This window comes from uncultured Shimia sp. (assembly GCF_947493595.1).
In the GTDB taxonomy this organism is placed as follows: domain Bacteria; phylum Pseudomonadota; class Alphaproteobacteria; order Rhodobacterales; family Rhodobacteraceae; genus Shimia.
This window is the reverse complement of the sequence record NZ_CANLRL010000007.1, coordinates 59522-79523: the sequence shown is the minus strand read 5'-3', so window position 1 is coordinate 79523 and position 20002 is coordinate 59522. Positions and strand designations below refer to the sequence as shown.

Annotated in this window: 15 protein-coding genes; 14 read left to right on the top strand and 1 reads right to left on the bottom strand. The window is 56.2% G+C overall.

Translation table 11 applies throughout. The features are described from left to right. Nucleotides 1-5 precede the first annotated feature (5 nt). The 14 genes from Q0955_RS15765 (at nt 6) to tagF (ending at nt 17612) form a co-directional block, all read left to right on the top strand. Nucleotides 6-1373 carry a hypothetical protein gene (locus Q0955_RS15765; RefSeq protein ID WP_299425977.1) on the top strand — a complete coding sequence of 456 codons (1368 nt, stop codon included), beginning with the start codon at nt 6-8 and terminating at the stop codon, nt 1371-1373. 124 nt (nt 1374-1497) lie between these two features. Continuing rightward, nucleotides 1498-2634, top strand: a complete 1137-nt coding sequence (gene tssA / locus Q0955_RS15760) for a type VI secretion system protein TssA (protein WP_299425975.1) — start codon at nt 1498-1500, stop codon at nt 2632-2634. Nucleotides 2635-2658: 24 nt separating this feature from the next. After that, nucleotides 2659-3192 carry a type VI secretion system contractile sheath small subunit gene (gene tssB / locus Q0955_RS15755; protein ID WP_299425972.1) on the top strand — a complete coding sequence of 178 codons (534 nt, stop codon included), beginning with the start codon at nt 2659-2661 and terminating at the stop codon, nt 3190-3192. 3 nt (nt 3193-3195) lie between these two features. Continuing rightward, nucleotides 3196-4704 carry a type VI secretion system contractile sheath large subunit gene (gene tssC / locus Q0955_RS15750; RefSeq protein ID WP_299425969.1) on the top strand — a complete coding sequence of 503 codons (1509 nt, stop codon included), beginning with the start codon at nt 3196-3198 and terminating at the stop codon, nt 4702-4704. 30 nt (nt 4705-4734) lie between these two features. Then, nucleotides 4735-5223, top strand: a complete 489-nt coding sequence (locus tag Q0955_RS15745) for a type VI secretion system tube protein Hcp (protein ID WP_299425967.1) — start codon at nt 4735-4737, stop codon at nt 5221-5223. 21 nt (nt 5224-5244) lie between these two features. Next, complete coding sequence (locus Q0955_RS15740) at nt 5245-5970, top strand: GPW/gp25 family protein (RefSeq protein WP_299425964.1); 726 nt, start codon at nt 5245-5247, stop codon at nt 5968-5970. Next, nucleotides 5970-7850: a type VI secretion system baseplate subunit TssF gene (tssF, locus tag Q0955_RS15735; protein WP_299425961.1), complete on the top strand. Its 1881-nt coding sequence runs from the start codon at nt 5970-5972 to the stop codon at nt 7848-7850. Before Q0955_RS15740 ends, tssF begins: the two co-directional genes overlap by 1 nt. A gap of 26 nt (nt 7851-7876) precedes the next feature. Beyond that, nucleotides 7877-8881 (top strand): type VI secretion system baseplate subunit TssG, encoded by a 1005-nt coding sequence (gene tssG, locus Q0955_RS15730; RefSeq protein ID WP_299425958.1) that lies wholly within the window; start codon nt 7877-7879, stop codon nt 8879-8881. Then, nucleotides 8878-10398, top strand: a complete 1521-nt coding sequence (tagH, locus tag Q0955_RS15725; RefSeq protein ID WP_299425955.1) for a type VI secretion system-associated FHA domain protein TagH — start codon at nt 8878-8880, stop codon at nt 10396-10398. The genes tssG and tagH overlap by 4 nt, the downstream gene beginning before the upstream one ends. A gap of 1 nt (nt 10399) precedes the next feature. Next, nucleotides 10400-10852 (top strand): type VI secretion system lipoprotein TssJ, encoded by a 453-nt coding sequence (tssJ, locus tag Q0955_RS15720; protein WP_299425951.1) that lies wholly within the window; start codon nt 10400-10402, stop codon nt 10850-10852. A gap of 11 nt (nt 10853-10863) precedes the next feature. Continuing rightward, nucleotides 10864-12198: a type VI secretion system baseplate subunit TssK gene (gene tssK / locus Q0955_RS15715; RefSeq protein ID WP_299425949.1), complete on the top strand. Its 1335-nt coding sequence runs from the start codon at nt 10864-10866 to the stop codon at nt 12196-12198. 4 nt (nt 12199-12202) lie between these two features. Then, a complete protein-coding gene (icmH, locus tag Q0955_RS15710; protein WP_299425947.1) occupies nt 12203-13561 on the top strand; it encodes a type IVB secretion system protein IcmH/DotU in 1359 nt (452 codons plus the stop codon). 4 nt (nt 13562-13565) lie between these two features. Beyond that, nucleotides 13566-17120, top strand: a complete 3555-nt coding sequence (gene tssM / locus Q0955_RS15705) for a type VI secretion system membrane subunit TssM (protein ID WP_299425944.1) — start codon at nt 13566-13568, stop codon at nt 17118-17120. Continuing rightward, nucleotides 17121-17612: a type VI secretion system-associated protein TagF gene (gene tagF / locus Q0955_RS15700; RefSeq protein WP_299425941.1), complete on the top strand. Its 492-nt coding sequence runs from the start codon at nt 17121-17123 to the stop codon at nt 17610-17612. It abuts the gene before it with no gap. A gap of 9 nt (nt 17613-17621) precedes the next feature. Here tagF and tssI read toward each other — a convergent pair whose 3' ends face one another. Continuing rightward, the gene (gene tssI / locus Q0955_RS15695; RefSeq protein ID WP_299425938.1) at nt 17622-19934 is read right to left on the bottom strand and encodes a type VI secretion system tip protein VgrG; all 2313 of its coding nucleotides are present in this window, start codon (nt 19932-19934) and stop codon (nt 17622-17624) included. Nucleotides 19935-20002 lie beyond the last annotated feature (68 nt).

The following is a 20002-nucleotide window of genomic DNA, read 5'->3' as shown; positions in this document are numbered from 1 at the left end:
CTCGCATGATCTTTGCAGCATTGAGCTCGCTGATAGTGCACGGTGGCGCTGCCACCTTAGGCGTGATGCTTGTCGCGCCCACTCAAGTCCCGCAGCAAACTGTACCCAACAGCAGCCTGAGCCTTGCAGCCATGCTGGTACCTCAATCCGAAGCCAGCGCTACATCGCCAGATGCGCGACGACTACGATCAGATAAGAAACTTGCGGACTACGGACCATCTCTATCCGCACGCGAGGCGGTACACACTGCGCAGACCGCAGCCAAAACGCCACAACCGCCATCCATTGTAAAAAGCACGGCAAGCCCAACCGTGAAACTGACAGAAGTCAAAGTCACTCCAACCACGCAAGCGTCGCGAGCAATAGTCCACACACTACAATCCGCGCTCTCGCCGGAGGCGCGCGTTGTCCCAATTGCGGAGCCAAACAAGCCGTCTATCGCGTCTTCGCCATTGGCAGCCCGCAATCAGACCGCAATAGATCTTACGTCAAACATCATCCCTACGACGGCACCTGCCAGGCGCCAGTCATTTGCAAAACCGCCCGCATCCAAGCGTGTTGCTGCCGCCTTTGACTGGAGTGGCGCGACCGCTTTTGATCCTGCAAGTCTGGAGACTATCGCGGCATTTCTACAGCCGGCCTCTTCCACAGGTCAAAATATGCGGGACTCACTTGCGGCAGCACTTAAGGCGCCGAGTTGCGCACGGGTGCAAACCGCCTTTGATCCGGCTACCGGCTCGTTGGCAATTCGAGGCCACCTCCGCGACGAAGCACAACGCGCGCCCCTTTTAGCCGCACTTTCAGATCAACTTGGCGACAGCCTGCCGCTGAAGGATCAATTGCTCATTTTGCCCCCGCCACAGTGCGCCATCTTGACATCTCTGGACCAATTGGATCTGCCACAATCCGAGGAGCAGTTCACCGATCCGATGCTGGTGGGGGCGAGCTCACAAGTGCAGACTTACAACTTTGTTGCGGGCCAGCGCTTGATCCTGGACCTGGAGGCACCGGACTACCCCGCCTTTGTCTACCTTGACTACTTCGACGCCAACGGGGACGTGATCCATTTGGTGCCAAGCACACAGCGTCCTCTCAAGGCGTATGAGCCTGCCACCCTCTTTTCAATTGGACGACCTGATCCGGTGACCGGTGCTCCACCAGCTCTGGTTCTGGAAATCGCTGCGCCTTTTGGCCAAGACATCGCTGTGGCCTATGCTGCCAGCCATCCACTTTATGACGGTTTCCGGCCCTTTATTGAACCAGCCGAAGCCTATTTGGCTTTCCTCCAAGACCAGATTTCGCTGGTTCGTAACACCCGTGAAAATTTCCGCGGAGAATGGGCCTACCTCTTTGTGGCTACACGTCAAAATTGAAACTGATGGATACACGGAGCGCGCCAAACGCCCCCCGCACAGCCAAACTTGCTCGAATCATAATCTTCTGTGATGCTGAATGGGTTTTTAGAAGTTATGAAAATTTCATTTTGGAGAATGAGGCATGGATATTTCCAGCCTCCTCAAACCTCTAGAGGGGGACTCTCCGTCCGGTATTGAACTCAGAAATGAAAGTGAATTTCACTCTCTTGAGCGCATGGTGCAACCCGCCGGACGTGAACATCGCCTAAACGACGACGGATCAATCAATCCAAAGACACCGGATGTTGATTGGGCAGTTGTTGCATCGGACGCTTCCGCGCTCGCCCAAAAAGGACGAGACTTGCGCCTGCTCGTTATCGTTGTGCGTACGCTTTATGCTTTGGATGGCTTTGCGGGCCTGAGCACCGGGCTTGGTCTGCTCACCGACACATTGGATCAGCATTGGGGCACACTGCATCCGGCATTGCGGGACCGCGACGATCCAAGAATGGCCACCCTGCCCCGTGTCAATGCCCTACGCCAGCTTGAAAACGATGACAACGGCCTCCTAGGAGATCTGAAATTTGATGTCGTGCTCAATCCACGCGGCATTGGTGCCATTACAGGCGATCAGTTGGCAAAGGCATCGCTGAACAATTATGACATGCTCAGCCGTGCCGCTGCGGGCCTTAGCCAATCCGAAAAAGACACGCTTTCTGCCAAGCATGAAGAACTGGTCAATCGGGTCAACGCAGCGGCTCGCCTGTTTGCGGACCAGGATGCGGCAGCCGCAGCACAGATGGTGAATGACATCCTTGCCTGTGAAACAGCAACAGCAGCTCTTGAGACAAAGTTTGCCGAGACGTCCACTATTTCAGATGGCACGGGCCTGAGTCTTGCGGAAGTTAGCGAGTATTTGGCACAGATCAAAACCACGCTTGAAAGCGCGATTGAAGTTGTCAGCAAAAACGCGTCACCCGTTGAAAGTGGCGCAGTCACCGATGCCCCCGCCCAATCCCAAATTGCCAACCCGACTACCCAGCTCAATGGTGCGAGCGGCACCGGTCCAGTCAATTCCCGCGAAGACGTCGAAACCGCGTTGGATCAGATTGTTGCGTTTTATGAACGTACAGAACCGTCCAGCCCCATCCCGCACCTGGCCCGGCGAATGCGCCGTATGGTGGCGATGGACTTTTTAGAACTCATCGAAGAAATCGCGCCGTCAGGTCTTAAAGAATTTCGAAATATCGCGGGGGTCGAAGACCAACGCAAAAAGTAGTGTTACAAGGAGGGCTTTTGAAGAATGAATACGAGTAAGCAGAAGGTCATAGAGCGCAATCGGGCCCCGCGGGTCCAAATCGCCTATGATGTGGAACACTACGGCAGCCCAACAACCATCGAACTGCCGTTTGTCATGGGTGTCATGGCTGACTTAGCCGGTGCAAGCGAGGCGCCCGAAGCCCAGAAACCAATCAATGACCGCGCCTTTGTGGAAACCGACGCTGGCCGATTTGGCAAGTTTATGGAAGCGCTCTCACCTCGTGTCAAAACGCGGGTGCCAAACACGCTTCCTGCGGCAGAAGGGGAAGAGAACGACGAAGAGCTTTTTGTCGACCTCACATTTAAAAACATGGGTGACTTTGCTCCCGACAAAGTGGCCGAACAAGTGCCCGCGCTTGCTGAGCTACTCAAGATGCGGGGACAGCTAGAAGAACTGCTGAGCTACATGGACGGCAAGGTGGATGCGGAAAAGCGCATCGCTCAGCTTCTCAACAACGAACCCCTGCTCCAACAAGCCGCCGAAGCGGCTGTAGAAGCAGAAAACGAGGAGGGCTAAGTCGTGGCTGATGAAGAACTCAAAACTGATGGCGCCGCTGCGGAAGCCGAAGCGCTTGATCTTGGCGAATTCAGTGATCTGCTAGAAAAAGACTTCCGCGTCAAAGACAAGGAAGGCGAAAAGCTCAAGGCCTTGGTCTCCAACCTCGCCGTTGCAGCGCAGGAACGGTCCGGCACTACCGCCATTTCCGGCAATGCTATAAAATCCATCAAATCTCTGATTGGCGGCATCGATCAGCTTCTCTCAGATCAGATGAACGAGATTTTGCACGCGCCGGAGATTTCCAAAATGGAGGGTTCATGGCGCGGTCTGCACTATTTGATAAACAACACCGAGACCGATCAGAAGCTCAAGATCCGCGTGCTCAACATTAAGAAAGACGAGTTGGCCGACCACCTGGAAGACTACGAAGGTCAGATGTGGGACCAGTCTCCGATCTTCAAAAAAATCTACTCCGACGAGTACTCGATGTTGGGTGGGGAACCTTTTGGGGCAATCGTGGGCGACTATGAATTTAGCCACAAGCCAAAAGATGTGGGCCTGCTACGTAACATTTCCGGCATTGCCGCGTCTGCGCATGCACCATTCATTGCGGCCGTCGCGCCACAGCTCTTCCGCATGGAAAGCTGGCAGGAGTTGCCCAATCCACAGGATCTGGAACAGATCGTTTCAAGCCCTGAATATGCCAGTTGGCAGTCTTTGCGGGAAAGCGAAGATGCGCGTTACATTGGTCTTGCCATGCCCCGTGTTCTGGGACGCTTGCCGTATGGTGCCGAAACCGTCCCGGTCAAAGGCTTTGATTTTGAAGAAGTCATTGATGGCAAGCACGACCACTACACCTGGATGAACGCGGCCTATGCCATGGGTGTGAACATCAACCGCAGCCACAAAATCTCTGGTTGGGGCACACAAATCCGCGGCGTGGAATCTGGTGGTACAGTGATGAATCTACCGGTCCACACCTTCCCGACGGATGACGGCTCTGTGGCTATGAAATGCCCAACCGAGATCGCAATTGACGACCGCCGCGAAGCGGAACTGGCCAAACTCGGAATGATGCCGATCCTGCATCGTAAGAACACCGATGTGGCGGCCTTTATCGGCGCGCACAGCCTGCAGGATGACGAAGCACGCGCCGGACGCCTGGTGGACCCGGATGCACAGGCCAATGAACGTCTGTCAGCCAATCTGCCATATCTTTTCCCTGTCAGCCGCTTTGCCCATTACCTCAAGGCAATTGCCCGAGACAAGGTTGGCACCTTCAAAGAACGCGGTGACATGCAGATCTGGCTCAGTGAGTGGATCAACCGTTATGTGCTGGCCAATCCGGCCATGGCGGATGATGCGGCCAAAGCCAAGCGCCCCTTGGCGGCAGCCGAAGTTCAGGTGGACAGTGTTGAAGGACGTCCCGGATACTACAACGCCCGCTTCTTCCTACGCCCACACTATCAGCTCGAAGGCATCAACGCATCTTTGCGACTGGTGTCCGAGTTGCCTTCCGTCAAATCCTGATTTTCGTAACCAGTAAAATGGAGAAATCAAATGGCACTAACAGGTTATCTGAGTATCGAAGAAATTCCAGGTGAAAGCCAAAGGGTCGATCACGAGGACCAGATTGATGTTCACGACATTTCGTGGAACATCGAACAGGGGTCCGCGGCACAAATTGGTAAGGGTCGCGCACGCGCCCGCGCGCAGGTGGACGCGCTGCTGATGAAAAAGCATCTGGATGCGGCGTCTCCCTATCTGGCTTTGGCCTGTATGCAGGGCAAGTCATTTGCCAAGTGGGAGCTCTTCCTGCGCAAAGATTCTGGCGACGCCCACATCGACTATCTGCACATCACAATGGAGCACGTCACCATCTCCAAATTTGAAATGGTTGGTGTCGGGGACGATGAAGGTGGCCAACTGGTTGAAGAGGTGCTCGGCGCCGTATTTGAGAACGTAACCGTCAAATACACCGTGCAGGAAGAAGATCACTCTGCTGGCGACGAACATGAAATCACGTACGACATCGCGGCCGGGGTTTAACCCTGACGCAGGATGCCAGCCATGGTCGCTGATCACGAAACTCCTCCTGCAGCTCTGCAGGAGGCCGTTCAGCCCTCGCTGTGGGACAGACTAATTGATGATTTGCCAGGTCTTTTGGCGGAAACACAAGGACTGCGCAAAGAGTTGTCTCGCATGTTCAAAGGCGACGAGGCCGCCGTTGACAAACTGATTGAGGGAGAGGCCCGTGCCATTGCCGCACATCCGGACCTGGATGACGATGGTCGTGCTCTCGCCCACCGTTTTTTGTCCCGGCAAGCGGCACTGAGACGCCTTCAGGATGGCGGCGTGGTCGTGACACCCGACGTTTTGCGCGAAGCGGTCCGACGCGACATTGAGATGCTTTTTAATATCGAAAGACTGGAGGCAGACTATTTGTTTACGGAGAAAGAGGCACGCAGATACGATAGCCCGTCGCAATTTTTGGAGGACTTTCCCGAAGTGCGGCGCTCTGTGGTGAACTATGGTGTGCCGTCTTTTTCCGGCAAACTTGGTAGCGATTTTGATACAGACCTTTTGGCCCGCGAACTACGCGACGTGCTCACGGTGTATGAACCGCGGCTACGACCTGACAGTCTGCGCGTGAAGGTCAAGGTCGGGAGTAAATCCGGCATGCGTATTGAGATCGACGGCCTGCTGATGATGTCGCCAGCGCCTGAGCGGCTACGTCTGTCAACCGCCATTGATCTGGACAGCGGTCAAGCCACAACCGAGTTGGAGGGCAACTGATGGATCAAGCCTTCCTGGAGTATTACGAAGAAGAATTGGGCCACATCCGATCTCTCGCCAAGGAGTTCGCCACTTTGCATCCCAATGTGGCCGGCAATCTTTCCATTGCTTCTGTGCCATGCCCTGATCCTTATGTTGAACGCCTGCTCGAAGGGGTTGCTTATTTGTCGGCGCGCACGCGCCTAAAAGTGGATGGAGAAAGCTCCCGCTACGTCCGCAACCTTCTTGACGCACTTTACCCTGATTTGGCCGGCCCGGCTCCCGCAATGACCATGGCAACCATTGAACCCGGTCCCCAAGTCGATCGCATGATCGACGGCCATGTTATGGCACGTGGGACGCGCTTCATTGCTTCTTTGCGAGAAGGGCTGCAAACCCGAGCCACCTACACCAGCAGCCAAGCGGTACACCTTTGGCCGATTAAGATCTCCGGCGCAGAGTTTTTACAGGACCGCGGCGCGCTTGTGCAGGCCGGCGTAAACGACCACCAACTGCGCGCCCATGAGGCTGGCATTCGCATCACGCTTGAACGCCGTGGCGCGGGGAGCCTCTCTGAACTGTCTCTGGATCAATTGGACATCTATTTTGGCGCCAGCGGCCGTGGCGGCGCTGTTTTTGATGCCTTCTTTGGCTTTGGCGGCCCGGTTTTGGCCCGCCCGTCCGACACCAAATCCGCGTCTTTTTCAGAGATGCCAAGCCCGCAAATGACCGGCATCTCTGACCGCGAGGCTTTGTTGCCCCGCGTGCGGTCTTCTTTCGAAGGTTACCGACTGTTGCGGGAGTACTTTTTAATGCCGGAGAGATTTTACGCCGCGCGCTTGAGACACCTTGCATCCGCCGTCCGCAAAACATCCAAGCGCAAATTGGAATTGATTGTCCTGCTGCGCCAATCCGATCCCTCTTTGGCCGAGATCAAAGCCGACGACTTTCACCTATTTGCTACTCCCCTTGTTAACCTTTTTGAGCATGAGTGCAATTTGGTGGATCTCAAAACTCACCGCTCCAGCCATATTGTGCACGCGGACCGCACCCGTCCCTGGGACTATGAAATTTACCGGTTAATGCGTGTGGAGGATGGCGAGGTTCAAGGCCCCCAGGCCCAAATCACTCCCCTTTTTTCGGTCGAGCAACATGCCGACAGTGGCCATGTCTACACCGCCGAGCGACGCCCACGCCGCCCAAACACTGACGAACTCCGCCGCGGCCAAACACGCTCCAGTTACACCGGTGATGATATTTATGTCTCCGTCGCAATCCCGGCGCACCGCAAAGGCGTAAAACCGGTGCGTCGGGTGGACATCCGGGCGCTATGCACCAATCGAGACCTCCCCATACTGGATGACACCCCCCGTCTCAGCGTCGAAACCGGCGATCCTGTGACAGGTGTCACACTGCTGCGCCCGATGCGGCGCCCCCGCCCCTCTCTGCGCGCGTCCCTTCCCTCGGGCGTGGGCGGAGAGGAGCGCATGGACGACCTGACGTGGCGCTGGATTTCGCAACTCTCCCTAAATCATATCTCACTGGCAGCGGATGAAAAAAATGCCGAGCCCCTACGCGCACTCATTCAGCTTTATGCTGGACGAGGCGACCCGAAACTTGCGCGCCACGGCCAATCCATCATGCGTGTTACATCCAAACGGTTGATAGAACGCATCGCTCGTCCCGGACCAATCTGCTTTGGTCATGGCACCGACATCACGCTCGAGGTGGATGACGGTGTGCTGTCCGGTGGCTCCCGACTTTTGCTGTCCGCTCTATTGGCACAACTGTTTGCACGTCACACAGGCATCAATTCCTTTGTGCGGACCCGCACGCGACTTTCCCAACATCAGACGGAGGTGACATGGCCGATGACGCCAGGCACACGCGCGCTGATTTAAACGCGCTCGCAGACAGCATAGGAAGGATGGATTTTTTCGAATTGTTGCGGCAACTCGAAACTGAGACGACACGGTTCGGACGCGCAGGTGACGCATCCAAAGAGCCCGCACGTCTCGGACAACTCCCACGCATGAATTTTGCCGCCAGTGATGTTGAAGCGCTCACCCCTGGATCGGAAAGCACACCAATCCGGATCGATAGTAATGTGCTTGGCTTGATTGGACCTGAAGGTCCCATGCCTCTGCATCTAACCCGCTGGATCATGGCCCGCATGTCCAACCGGTGGTTTGCTGGCGAAGGGGAAGGCGCTTCTGCGGACAAGGCCTTTCTTGATTTCATCAATATGCTGCAGCATCGGGTAATCGCTTTGTACTGGCGCGCCTGGGCGGATGCCCGCGCCGACATTCATGTGGCATTTGGTGATGGAGGTCGGGTTACGGCTCTGATGCGTTCGCTCGCGGGTCAAGGCTTACCCGGCACTGTCAGCTCCGATCACCACCTTGAAGGCGCAAAATTGCGCCATGCCACCTCGCTTGCGCTTCAAGCTCGAAGCCCGGAAAGGCTCACCGCTTTTCTGGAAACAGTTGTGGGTGTGCGCGTTACGTTGGAGGAATTCACCGGTCGTTGGGTCGATATCCCGACACATTTACAGTCGCGGTTGGGTCAGGCTCATGCAGCTCTTGGAACGGCCGCAGTTATGGGCACGCGTTTCTTTGATCGGGCGGATCAAGCGGAAATCCGTCTTGGCCCACTCACGCAAGAACAATTCAACCGGTTTCTAGAAAGTAGGGTAACTTGGGAACGCCTACATCACGCAGTTCTGTTTGCGGCGGGACGTGAAACTGTTTTTTCGTTGCGGCTTGTACTAGCCGCCGGCGAAGTACCTGCCGCCCAATTAGGGCACAGCGAGCTCGGCCGCACCAGCTGGCTTGCACCGGATCCCACAAAAGGCGCCGAAGATCTTGCATTTAGTGATCTTGCAGGCCGGCCTGCCCCTGCCAACAACACGTCATGGAGATTGGCCGGATGACTCTCAGGTTTGTTCTGGAAAACGCCCCCCATCCCCAGGTGGTCTCCGAAAAAGAATTTGGAGGGGGCCGCCTAGTGATTGGTCGCGGTGCGGACGCCGATTGGCAAATTGATGATCCCGACAAATTTGTCTCACGCAGCCATGCCATTGTCACCGAAGAACGTGGACGTATCATGGTGACAGACGCGTCATCAGGCGGGCTATACATAGACAATGCTGCCAATCCCGTGGGCGCCGGAAATTCAGTGCCTATCGATGCAGGCATGCGCCTGAGATTGGGCGATTTTGTGCTACGCATCGAAGAGATGACGGTACGGAACAGCCTGAGCCAACGTTCGCCCAATCGCTCCGGCGCAGGCGTGTTTTCCTTCGAATTTGGCTCAGAAGAGGTCGCGCCCGCACCCAAAGAACGACCGGACAGTTTACCTGACCCGTTTGGACTGCGCGAAGACACCCGCGACACAGGTCAAGATCAAGAAGAGCCTCGTCCACCTCGACCACTAGATCAAGACGATCCATTTGACCTTGATCTGCGTGGTGCCCCACGGGCAACTCCCCAAGAACCAAAAGAAGAGGAAAGCAAAAACGGGGGATTTGGCAACTACTTCAGCGATACACCAGTCACCGAACCCAACGCCGCCGCAGAGAACGATTTTTGGCAGCCAGTAGAATCCGCTGGCAGTAATCGAAGCCGTACCCGCGGCGAGGCTCACAAAAGCACCGAGGCGCGCTCGCCTCAGGCGACATCGTCAAGCGACCCATTTGGGCTCAGAGGAAACACAGTTTCTCAAGGATCGCCGCCCATAACGGACCCGGGCTCGGCGCAACCGTCGCCACCGGCCCATGCTCTCGATACCGAAAAGGCCCAGCCCGCCTCATCAGAAAGCCCTGAAACTTCCTCCACATCGGCACAGGCAGCACTTGCATCCTCAGGCAATGACGCAGCCCTGCGCGCAGCCTTTTTTCGCGGCATGGGTTTGTCATCGACACAATTGTCCCCCGAGGCCAGCGAGGAAGAAATGGAACGCATCGGGCGCTGCCTACGCGTGCTGGTCGAGGGCGTTATGGCCCTCTTACGCACACGTGCCGAGGAAAAAAACCGCGTGCGCGTGGCCCAAACCATCATTGCTAGTGCAAACGTGAACCCATTGAAATTTCTGGCCACAACTGATGACGGGCTGTCGGCCCTTCTTCAGCCACGCGGGGAAGGATATCTTGCGCCCGAAGACGCCGTGAACTGGGCTTTTCGCGATTTGAACGACCATCAGGTGCGCACATGGGCAGCGCTACAAACCGCCCTACGCCGCATGATCGACAGCTTTGACCCCGATGCAATCGAACGCGAGATGCAAGACGCTGGCTTGATGGAGAAGCTGCTCGCCGGCGGTTCAAGCGCAAAGATGTGGCAGCTTTACGTAGAACGTTACGGCGAAATAGCCCGCGCCGCGGAAGAGCGGTTCCTCGGCGAAGTCGGCGCAGATTTCAGAGACGCATATGAAAATCAAGGGAGATCGTGACATGACTTTTTCAAGACGCAATTTTCTGATCACCGGCTCTGCCGGACTTGTTCTGACAACCTGCATGGGCGGCGGCACCACCACCCTCACGGTTGCGGCGCAAGCCCAAACCGGAATGAACCCAGGCCCGGATGGCAGCGATCGCCCAGTCACCATTTCAATCTTGCAAATGTCGAGTTCCGGCAATTTTGACAGCGCAGACGCTTTTGCCTTGCAAAACCCCGCTGCCGCACTTGGCCCTGAACTTCTTCGCACCGATCAGATCACCCTCGCCCCAGGTGGGTCAGGGGAGAAAGTGATCGCGATCCAGCCAGGTGCTTCTGTGATTGGCGTGACCGGCGGCTTCCGTGACCCAGCGGGCAAAACTGTACGCACAAAAATCAACGCTCCGTCCGGCAATCAGGGTGTCCTGATCAATGTTGGCCCAGGCGGCATATCTTTGACTTCCGTGTAAAGGACCCGTGAATGACTGACAGAAATAGAGTTGTCTGGTCCGAAGGACTTTTCCTGCGCACACAGCATTTTCAACAGCAAGACCGCCACACCGAATGGCTGGTGCGGCGCGCTGTAGATGCCGCCCCCCTGCAATCCGCTGGTTTTTTGGCTCTGCAATTGGATCCGGTAGCTGCTGAAGCTGGACAGATTGCGCTTTTGGAAGCTGAAGGCATCCTACCTGACGGCACGTTTCTATCTGCACCACATCACACGACCCAGATCGCGCCGGTGCGTGTCGATGCCGATACGGCCTCAGGTCTTGTGCACCTTGCCTTGCCCGCCGAGGCCGCAGGCGCCAATGACATGGACCCGGCTCATTCAGAACCCTCCGGCATGCGCTGGCGAGGCACAATGGTCACCACGCGGGACGCCGTGCGCAATGGCGCGGAACCGTCTGACATCGAAGTGGCCCGAACCGCACCGCGCCTGATCCTTCCGGGCGAGGAAACCACCGGATACACTGCGCTGCCCGTCGCGCGGATTGAGGGCCTTTCTGCCGAAGGCGCCGTGGCGTTTGACCCTTTGTTTCTGGCACCAGCCATTCGCATTGAGGCTGTGAGTTGGTATTCTCAGTTACTCAAAGAGCTGGTCACCGGTCTTGATCGGGTGAGCGAAGCCCATGGCTCAATGGTACTTGGCGGCTCCGGCGCCTCGATGGAAAACCTGCTCATACTCGAAGCCTCCAATCGCGCCCGCCAGCGCCTCGCCCATTTGGCCGAGCAGAACAACATTCACCCGTCTCAGCTTTTCCTGGAACTTTCGGGCATTGCCGGCCAACTGGCCACATATGGCGCCTCTTCACGCCGCCTGGGTGAAGTGGCACCTTACCACCACCTTGACCCTCAACTGGCTTTCACCGAACTGGCCGAAACTTTACGTTCCTTTGTACTGAGCCTGCAGCACGTGGAACCCAAGGCCCGCGCGCTAAAAGTCAGCCGTCACTCCGACAACATCTGGACGGTGCGCATCGACAACCCGGCGCTATTGCACAGAAACCGCATTGTCTTGCGCATTGGCGGCGGCATCTCGGACGCATTACTGCGCAAAATCTTTGTGGATCAGGCCACGGTTGGGGCCGCTGACGATTTTGACAAACTCTGGACCTCCAAACTGACCGGCATCCCGCTCAAGCCACTCAACAGCCAACCCCGCGAGATCCCTTTTGACGGTGAGCGCCTCTGCCTGGAACTTGACCGCACCTCAGAACATTTCGCTGCGTTAACGGAGGCCCCGGGGTTCGTATTGGGCGTCGCTGGGCAGTTGGAGAAAGAGCCTGAAATCGATTGTTACGCAGTGAGCAGGTGATCTTATGAATGGTGATGATCCCTTTGGACTGGAAAACGACGCGGGACGCACGCGCGTGCGCCCGGTGCGCCGAAGCCAACAGGCTGATCAGCCCACACCGAGACGGACGGCTCAAAACGCCCCAAGCCTAGAGGCGCGTTTGCGTGACGGCCGGGCCAACGACAATCCATTTGTGAAGGCCTACGCCCCGCTTTTGGGACTTGCTCCAGAGCTGGAACGCGCCACCGCACCTGAAGCACCAGACATGTTGCGAACCCGTTTGCAGGACAATCTGACGTATGCGCGGGACAACGCCGTTGCGTCTGGCGTGCCATTATCGCGCGCCGATCAGGGGGCGTGGTTTGTTTCCGCTCTCCTTGACGACGTGGCGCTCAACACCCCCTGGGGCGTGAGTTCCGGATGGCCGCAAAATCCTTTGGTGGCCGCTCTTTACGGAAATGTAGACGCGGGCGAGCGGTTTTTTGACCTCACCGAAGATCTGATGCGTTACCCCGAACGCGACCCGGAATTACTGGAATTGGTCTTTTTCTGCCTGTCCTTGGGGTTTCGCGGCAAACACCGGGTTTCCGGCAGCGGCGAAGCAGCCCTCTCTCAAATGCGCAGCCAATTGGCCCGCCTTCTGCAAGATCGCGAGGCAGAAGACGCGCCACTGGCTCCCCACTGGCATGGTGTGGAAGCGTCGGATGAACCCAAACGTTTCGTCGTGCCGCTTTGGTCCATCGGGTTGATTGCAATCGCGGTGATTACCCTGATCTTTATCGGGCTTGGTGTGCGTCTCTCTGCCAAAGGCGAACAACTCTATACACTCGCTTCTGTCCTGCCCCCGCCCGAACGCGCTGACATCTTCCGCCCAATCATTGAAACAGTAGAAGAACCTGTGTTGCCTGTGGCTGCCGCCCCAGTCTTACTGGAACTGCTGCCACTCTTTGCTGAGGCTGCCCCCAAGGACACCGCGCGCGCTTTGACCGGCCGCGAGGATGTGTCGATTGCCGTGGTGGTTGTCCAATCAACCGATCCAGAGGTTTTCCGCTCCTCCAAGGCGGATTTGAACGCGGAATACAATGATCTCATCACCTCTGTGGCCAACGTCATCAACGAGTACCAAGAAGTCATTGGCCAAGTGAGAGTTGTCGGCCATACGGACAGTGTGCCGGTGCAGCGCAGCAATCCGTTCCAATCTAATCAAGGGTTAAGCGAAGCGCGCGCCAAAACCATTGCGGACATGCTGATCGCGGCGGGCGTACCAGAGACCCTGCTTTCTTCTGAAGGCAAAGCCGCCGCTGATCCAATTGCAGACAATGCGACCAGAGAGGGTCGCGCTCGCAATCGGCGCGTCGAAATCATCCTGCAAAAGAAAGTGTAACGGCATGGGGTTTCTTAAAAAAATCTTGGGCATCCTGTTTTCCCGCACACTTTGGACCTTAATTGGCATAGCTCTGCTTTGCGCGCTCATCTGGTTTTATGGCCCCTTGATCAGCTTTGGTGAAAGTGCGCCCCTCGCCTCCGACGTCACCCGTCTGATTGTGATTGGGGTGATAATTATACTGTGGCTGGTCTCAATGCTGATCCGTCAGCTACGGGCCGCTCGTGCCAACCGCGCCTTTGTCGCTGAACTCGCCACTCCTGCTCCAGAAGCCGTCTCGGCTCCAGGTGAGGAAAACATTGCCGAGGTGCAGGACAAGTTTCAGGGAATCTTGGAACAGCTCAAACGCTCCAAACTTGGTGGGCGCAAATTCCTGCGCGACATGCCGTGGTATTTAATCATCGGACCGCCCGGTACCGGCAAAACCACAGCACTCCGCCAATCCGGCCTGCACTTCCCGATCGATCTGTCCGACGATCTCAAAGGCATTGGTGGAACGCGCAATTGTGACTGGTTCTTCACGGAAGACGCTGTGTTGATCGACACAGCTGGACGTTACGTGCAGCAACAATCCGATCCAGAAGCAGATGCTGCCGAATGGAAAGGCTTCTTGAACCTACTGCAAAAACACCGCGGTCGCCGAGCGCTCAACGGTATCATCCTGACCCTGTCAGTGCTGGAGCTTTTTGGCGACGATGCCTCGATCCGGGAACATGGGCGTGAAATCCGGAAAAGGCTGTCTGAGCTTCGCGAAGAATTGGGCATGAACCTGCCCGTCTATCTGATGATTACCAAGACCGATCTGGTGCAAGGCTTTGAAAGCTATTTTGGCGATCTCAATTCGCGAGAGCGTGAACAGGTCTGGGGCGCCACGCTAGGCACAACGGAGCGAGTCGACACGCTGACAGTCGAACGCGAGTCATCCCTGCTTCAAGAAGCTCTGGAAGAGCGCCTGCTGTCGCGCATGTCAGATGACCTCCCGCTGCCCGGTCGTGCAGAGGTCTTCCGCTTCCCCAGCCAGATGGAACAGATCACCCATCCACTAAAGGTTCTCATTGAGGCCGTGTTTGGTGAGAGCCGCTACGAAGAAAGCCCCTGGCTTCGCGGGTTCTATTTCACGTCAGCCACACAGGAGGGCTCACCGGTTGACCAAATGTTGGCGGGCATTGCGGGCTCATTAGACATAACGCCGCCCCCACCTGAACGCCGCACACATGGCGAAAAACGTTCTTTCTTTCTGCGCAACATGCTCACCGATCTAATTTTCCCTGAGGCAGGTTTGGGCCAGTTTGATCCACGGGCTGAAGAGCGCCGCAGATGGATTTGGCGTGGTTCACTGGCAGGGTCCGCTCTCGTTACCGTTCTGCTGGGCACACTCTTTTTGTTTTCATTCCTGCGCTACCAAAGCGGTTTGACCGATCAGGAACGCCAGTTAACCGCTCTTTCTGCCCGGCTCTCGAATGTAGCCGCACGACAAGCCCCGACCGATCCTTTGGATTTGAATCTTGCACTCGAAGCCGCCAATGAAACGATTTTGGCCGCCACTGTAGTGGCCTCCAGCCCGCTAACAGCGCTTGGCCCAACCGCCGAACCCGAACTCGCCCAGGTACAGCGCATTTCGTATGATCACACCCTAAGAAACATCCTCGAACCCCGCATGGTCGCGATGCTGGAAGCCACTATGTGGCGCCACTCCCGCGATCCTGAATTTCTGTTAGGTGGTCTCAAAAGTTACCAGATGCTCACCGGCCGCGCGCCTTATGACGTCGAATTCCTTGGGGTTTGGTGGCAGACAGTCTTGCCTGAGTTTGCCCCAATTGATCCGTTCCCAACCGATGAAGCCATTGATCACCAGCTCGCCGCGCTGGAACGGATGGCCGTTGAGGAAAACAAAATCGAAGCTGATCCCGCACTGATTGCAACCGCCTTGGAGTCAATCTGCACCATTCCCTTGGCCGTACGGGCCTATCGTGCGCTTCGCAGCGATCCGGCATTGGCGGGACTGCCGGATTGGATCCCGGCAGAGCAGACCGGACCAAAAGGCACACAAGTCTTCTCTCGTCTCTCTGAGAAAACCCTACGCGTGGGCTTGCCAGGGGCCTTCACTTATAATGCCTTTCACGAAAGCGTGCTGCCGCTGTTGCCCGAAGTCGCGGCGCAAGCCTTACTGGATCGCGCGGTCTTCGCCGGTGGTTGCGCAGAAAGTGCTGAGGCCAACGCCGATACATTAGAGAAAGACATCCTCAAGCTCTACTATGACGACTACATTGCGCAGTGGGACAGTTTCCTGCGCGACATTCGCCTGACACCAATCAGTGATCTCAATCAGGCCCGCGCCAATCTCAAAGATCTTTCCTCTGTCGATTCCTCACTCAAACGTCTTCTGCTCTCGGTCGTTGCCGAGACGCATTTGGCTTACATCGCCCCCGAAGGCGACGGCGGTGCAGCCGCCCAAAAGGCGGGCCTTAAAGCCGCCTCCAAACTCGGAAAAATTGGTAAGCTGGTGAAATCAACCAGCCGGATTGCACGCAAGTCCGGCGTTGGTAACAGCAGCAGTGGAGGCCCCCCGGAACTGCCGCCAGGCACACCCGTGTCAGACCACTTCGCTCCCATCCGAGGCACAGTTCAAGAAGTGGATGGCGTGCCACCATCACTCGATGACGCTGTAGTGGCGCTGACTGCGCTTTCAAATGAATTACAGACCGTTGCCGCCAGTCCAGATCCACAATCCGCATTACTAGCCCGAGGAGGGCTGCCGCAGTTGACTGGCGCAATTGCCAATGAAGCTGCCACCTTACCCGATCCAATTGACCAGTGGATCGCAGGTATCGCAGGTGACGCCATCAGCGTCACCAGAGACGCGGTGCTCGCACAGCTCAATGCACGTTGGCGCGCCGATGTATTGCCGTTCTGTCGATCCGCGACCGCGGGCCGGTATCCGTTTGACCCATCCAGCGCGATTGACGTGAACACGCTCGACTTCTCGCGTCTGTTTGGCCCCGGCGGTTTGGTTGACAGTTTCACCGACGACAACCTTGGGGCTTACATCGACACTGCCGTGCGCCCGTGGCAATGGCGGGCGGATTTTGGTCTGGATGCCGAATTGCTAAAGCCATTTGAAAATGCCCGTTCGATGCGTGATGCGCTGTTCCCCGGAGGCGCGGGGCCAGTGGTGGCCTTTGCCTTGGAACCCAAGGATCTAAGCGCCAATGCCTCCCGCGTGACGCTCAATGTGGACGGGCAAGTGTTGAGCTATTTCAATGCCGCAACACGCCCCTTGCCCATGACCTGGCCGGGGCCGGATGGCACCAATATGATCACTCTGACATTTGCGCCGGTGGACGGATCTTCTGAGCTGATCACATCCGAGACCGGTAGCTGGGCGCTGCTGCGCCTGTTGCGCAAGGGGCGCTTGTCCAAGACCACGCTCCCCGAAGTTTTCAAGTTGTCGCTGGGGGCTAGCGGCTACTCTGCTCGCTTTGACCTGAGAGCTAACTCAGTGGAAAACCCATTTGATTTACAACTTTTTTCGGGCTTTTCCTGCCCGCGTGGTTTTTGAATGGGAACTAAGCACTCGTCCGCTTATCAAGACCAAACAGGCTTTTTTGGTAAGGTGCCATGTGCGGGCGACTTTGTTGCGCGCGGCTTGTCGTCGGGGGTACGTGGGGTACTGGATCGCTTTCTGACAAAAAAACTTGGCCAGGCGGCACATCATCCAGAGCGCTGGCCCGCAGGCGGCATTCGCGCTGTCATCGCCGGCCCCGCGGGTCCATTGCTTTTGTGTGTTGTCCCGTCATTGGACGCACACAAGCGTGCCTTCCCTGTGGCTGCCTGCGTCGCGCTCAATGGCGCAGACCAAACCGCAGCCAACATCTGGGCTGAAACTGTGATTGATCCGCTGTGGCATGAAGACAATGTGGACGCGCTTTTTGAAGCTTTAAGCACCGTGCCAAACCCAGAAACGTCGGGAAGCCCCCTGACGGTACCCGCAGTCTGGCAAGACCATGACACACCCAAAGATGTAGATGAAGCGCTTGGCGAATGGTTCTGAGTACGCGCGTCAGTTCAGATCGATCTTGCTGCCTTTGAACGTCATGTTGCCCCCCGCTTCACCAACGATCTTGCCGCTGCCTTTTAGGCTGATGTCTTTGCCTTCCAGCACAATGGTCCCATCTTTCTTGAGCTGGACTTTGGCCTTGCCACAGGTCAGCGTGATCTCGTCGCCAGCCTTGATCGAAATGTTCTTTCCAACATCGATATTCAAGTTCTCACCAATGGTCGCGGATTTGTCTTTGCCAACCGCCTCAACCATGTTTTCGCCAATTTTGACGTCCTGATCTTTTCCGATCTCGCTTGCTTGTGTCTTCGCGATCTTCACGGTTTGATTGCCACCGACTTCCCAGCTGTCTGTTGAGCCCACACTATGACTTTGCGTGGATCCAACAGAGACCGATCGTGTCGCCCCGATTGTATTGGTTTGCGGCCCACCTACAGTCCGAGCTTCAGAGGCCCCAACTGTGTCCGCACGGGCCACTGCAACCGTCACTGCCTGATTGGCGCCAACGGTCTGTGTATGGTTCGATCCAATCGTTTCCGTCGAGTTGACCCCAACCACAATTGATTCATTTGCCCCCACCGAAAGGCTACGATCCACGCCCACGGTTTCCGTGTCATTGTTGCCGATACTGACCGTGCGATCGACACCAACCTGTGTAGTCTTGTTATTGCCTACAGTTTCGTCGCGGTCATTCACAACATCCTGTTTGGCGTCGTGTCCCACAGTCTCGGCAAAATCATTGTCGACATTGCGGGTCTCGTTGTTCTTGATCCATTCGTTGTGGTCTTTTTGAGCTTGAAAATAGACCTCTTCATCCCCGGCCTTGTCTTCAAAACGGAGCTCGTTCCAGCCTCCACCGCCAAGCGACGTGTTAGATTTCCAACCGGACTGAGTTGCGTTACCCGGCAAGGCATAGGGCGGCATTTGTTCAGCATTATACACTCGGCCAGTGATGATTGGCCTGTCAGGATCACCATCCAGAAAGTCCACAATCACTTCCTGGCCTATGCGCGGGATTTGAATGAAGCCCCAGCCCGACCCAGCCCATGCAGAACTGACCCGGATGAAACACGTCGAATTTTCGTCGTGGGTGCCCTCTCTGTCCCAGTAAAACTGCACCTTCACCCGCGAGTACTCATCGGTGTAGATTTCTTCGCCGGCAGGGCCAACCACGATAGCTGTCTGCGGGCCTTTCATAACCGGCCATGGTGTCGTCCGCGCTGGCCGGAACTCATTGTCAGATGGTACCAGTATGTACCGCGCTTCAAAGCCACGGTCCTGATCCATCTCACCGCCCGCAACATATTGACCGTCCCAAATTTGATATTTGGCCTCAAGAATAAAAAATGGAATGTTCTCGGCTTCGCGCGCATGGTCAAAAAGCTTAAAGCGATGACCGGAGCAAGGCATGCTGGCTGTAGAATGTGCAAAGACTTGATGGCGCAGCGCCTGATCCTCAGCACGCCTTACTTTTGATAATGCGCCCCCTCCCCCGGCATCCTCGTAAGTGCCGGGATAGTCGTAGCGCTCATAGTCGGCCCGCGCGTGTTTGGGCGGTGCCGTATCTGCCGATAACAAATCTGTCGAAGGGGTCTCGAAATTGTAGTCGTTTAGTGCGTGTTTGGCCGTGACCACCATGTCTTCGCGCATCAATGCACTGATCACGCCAATACCTTCGGTGCCAGCCATCACGTTGGGCTCAAAGCGCAACTCCGGTGCCTCTGGGCAATCCACCACGTTGCTGTCTGCGTCCGCAAAGATCAGTTTATGCACACCTTCTTCGAACTCGAAGAAATAAAAGATGCCTTCAAACTCCATCAACCTCTGCAGGAAATTCAGGTCGCTCTCGCCAAACTGAACACAGTATTCTCGCGTATCGTAACTACCAGATAGGCGCAGCTCATAATCACCAAATCCATATTCACCCAAGATCTGCTCAATGATCTCAACTGAGGTCTTTTCCTGAAAAATTCGATTATCCGACGTCTTGGACAGCATCCACAGGAACGGCCGCAAAACCAGACGATAGGCAAACAAGGCATCGTCATCGTTCCCCTCAAATCGGAACTGATCAACAATGCCGTGAAAATAGCGGCACAAATCTGGGGCGTCTTCGTTGGTGGTCACATCTACCGTGACCGGCAATCCCAACAAATCGTCAGATATGATGTCAGGACTGGTGCTAAAGGCCAAAACGTCAAATTGAAAACAACGGCTGACACAATCCTGTCCAGTCAACCTGCCAAAGATCAGCGCCGGTTGTCCCTCAATGTCGGGCAACGGAGTGGTCAAACGGGCAATGCGGTCGATCGCCATAAGGCGCCTCCCCTTGTCAATGCAGTCACAAATTGATCTTCATAAAAATTCGTCTGTAACCAATCATA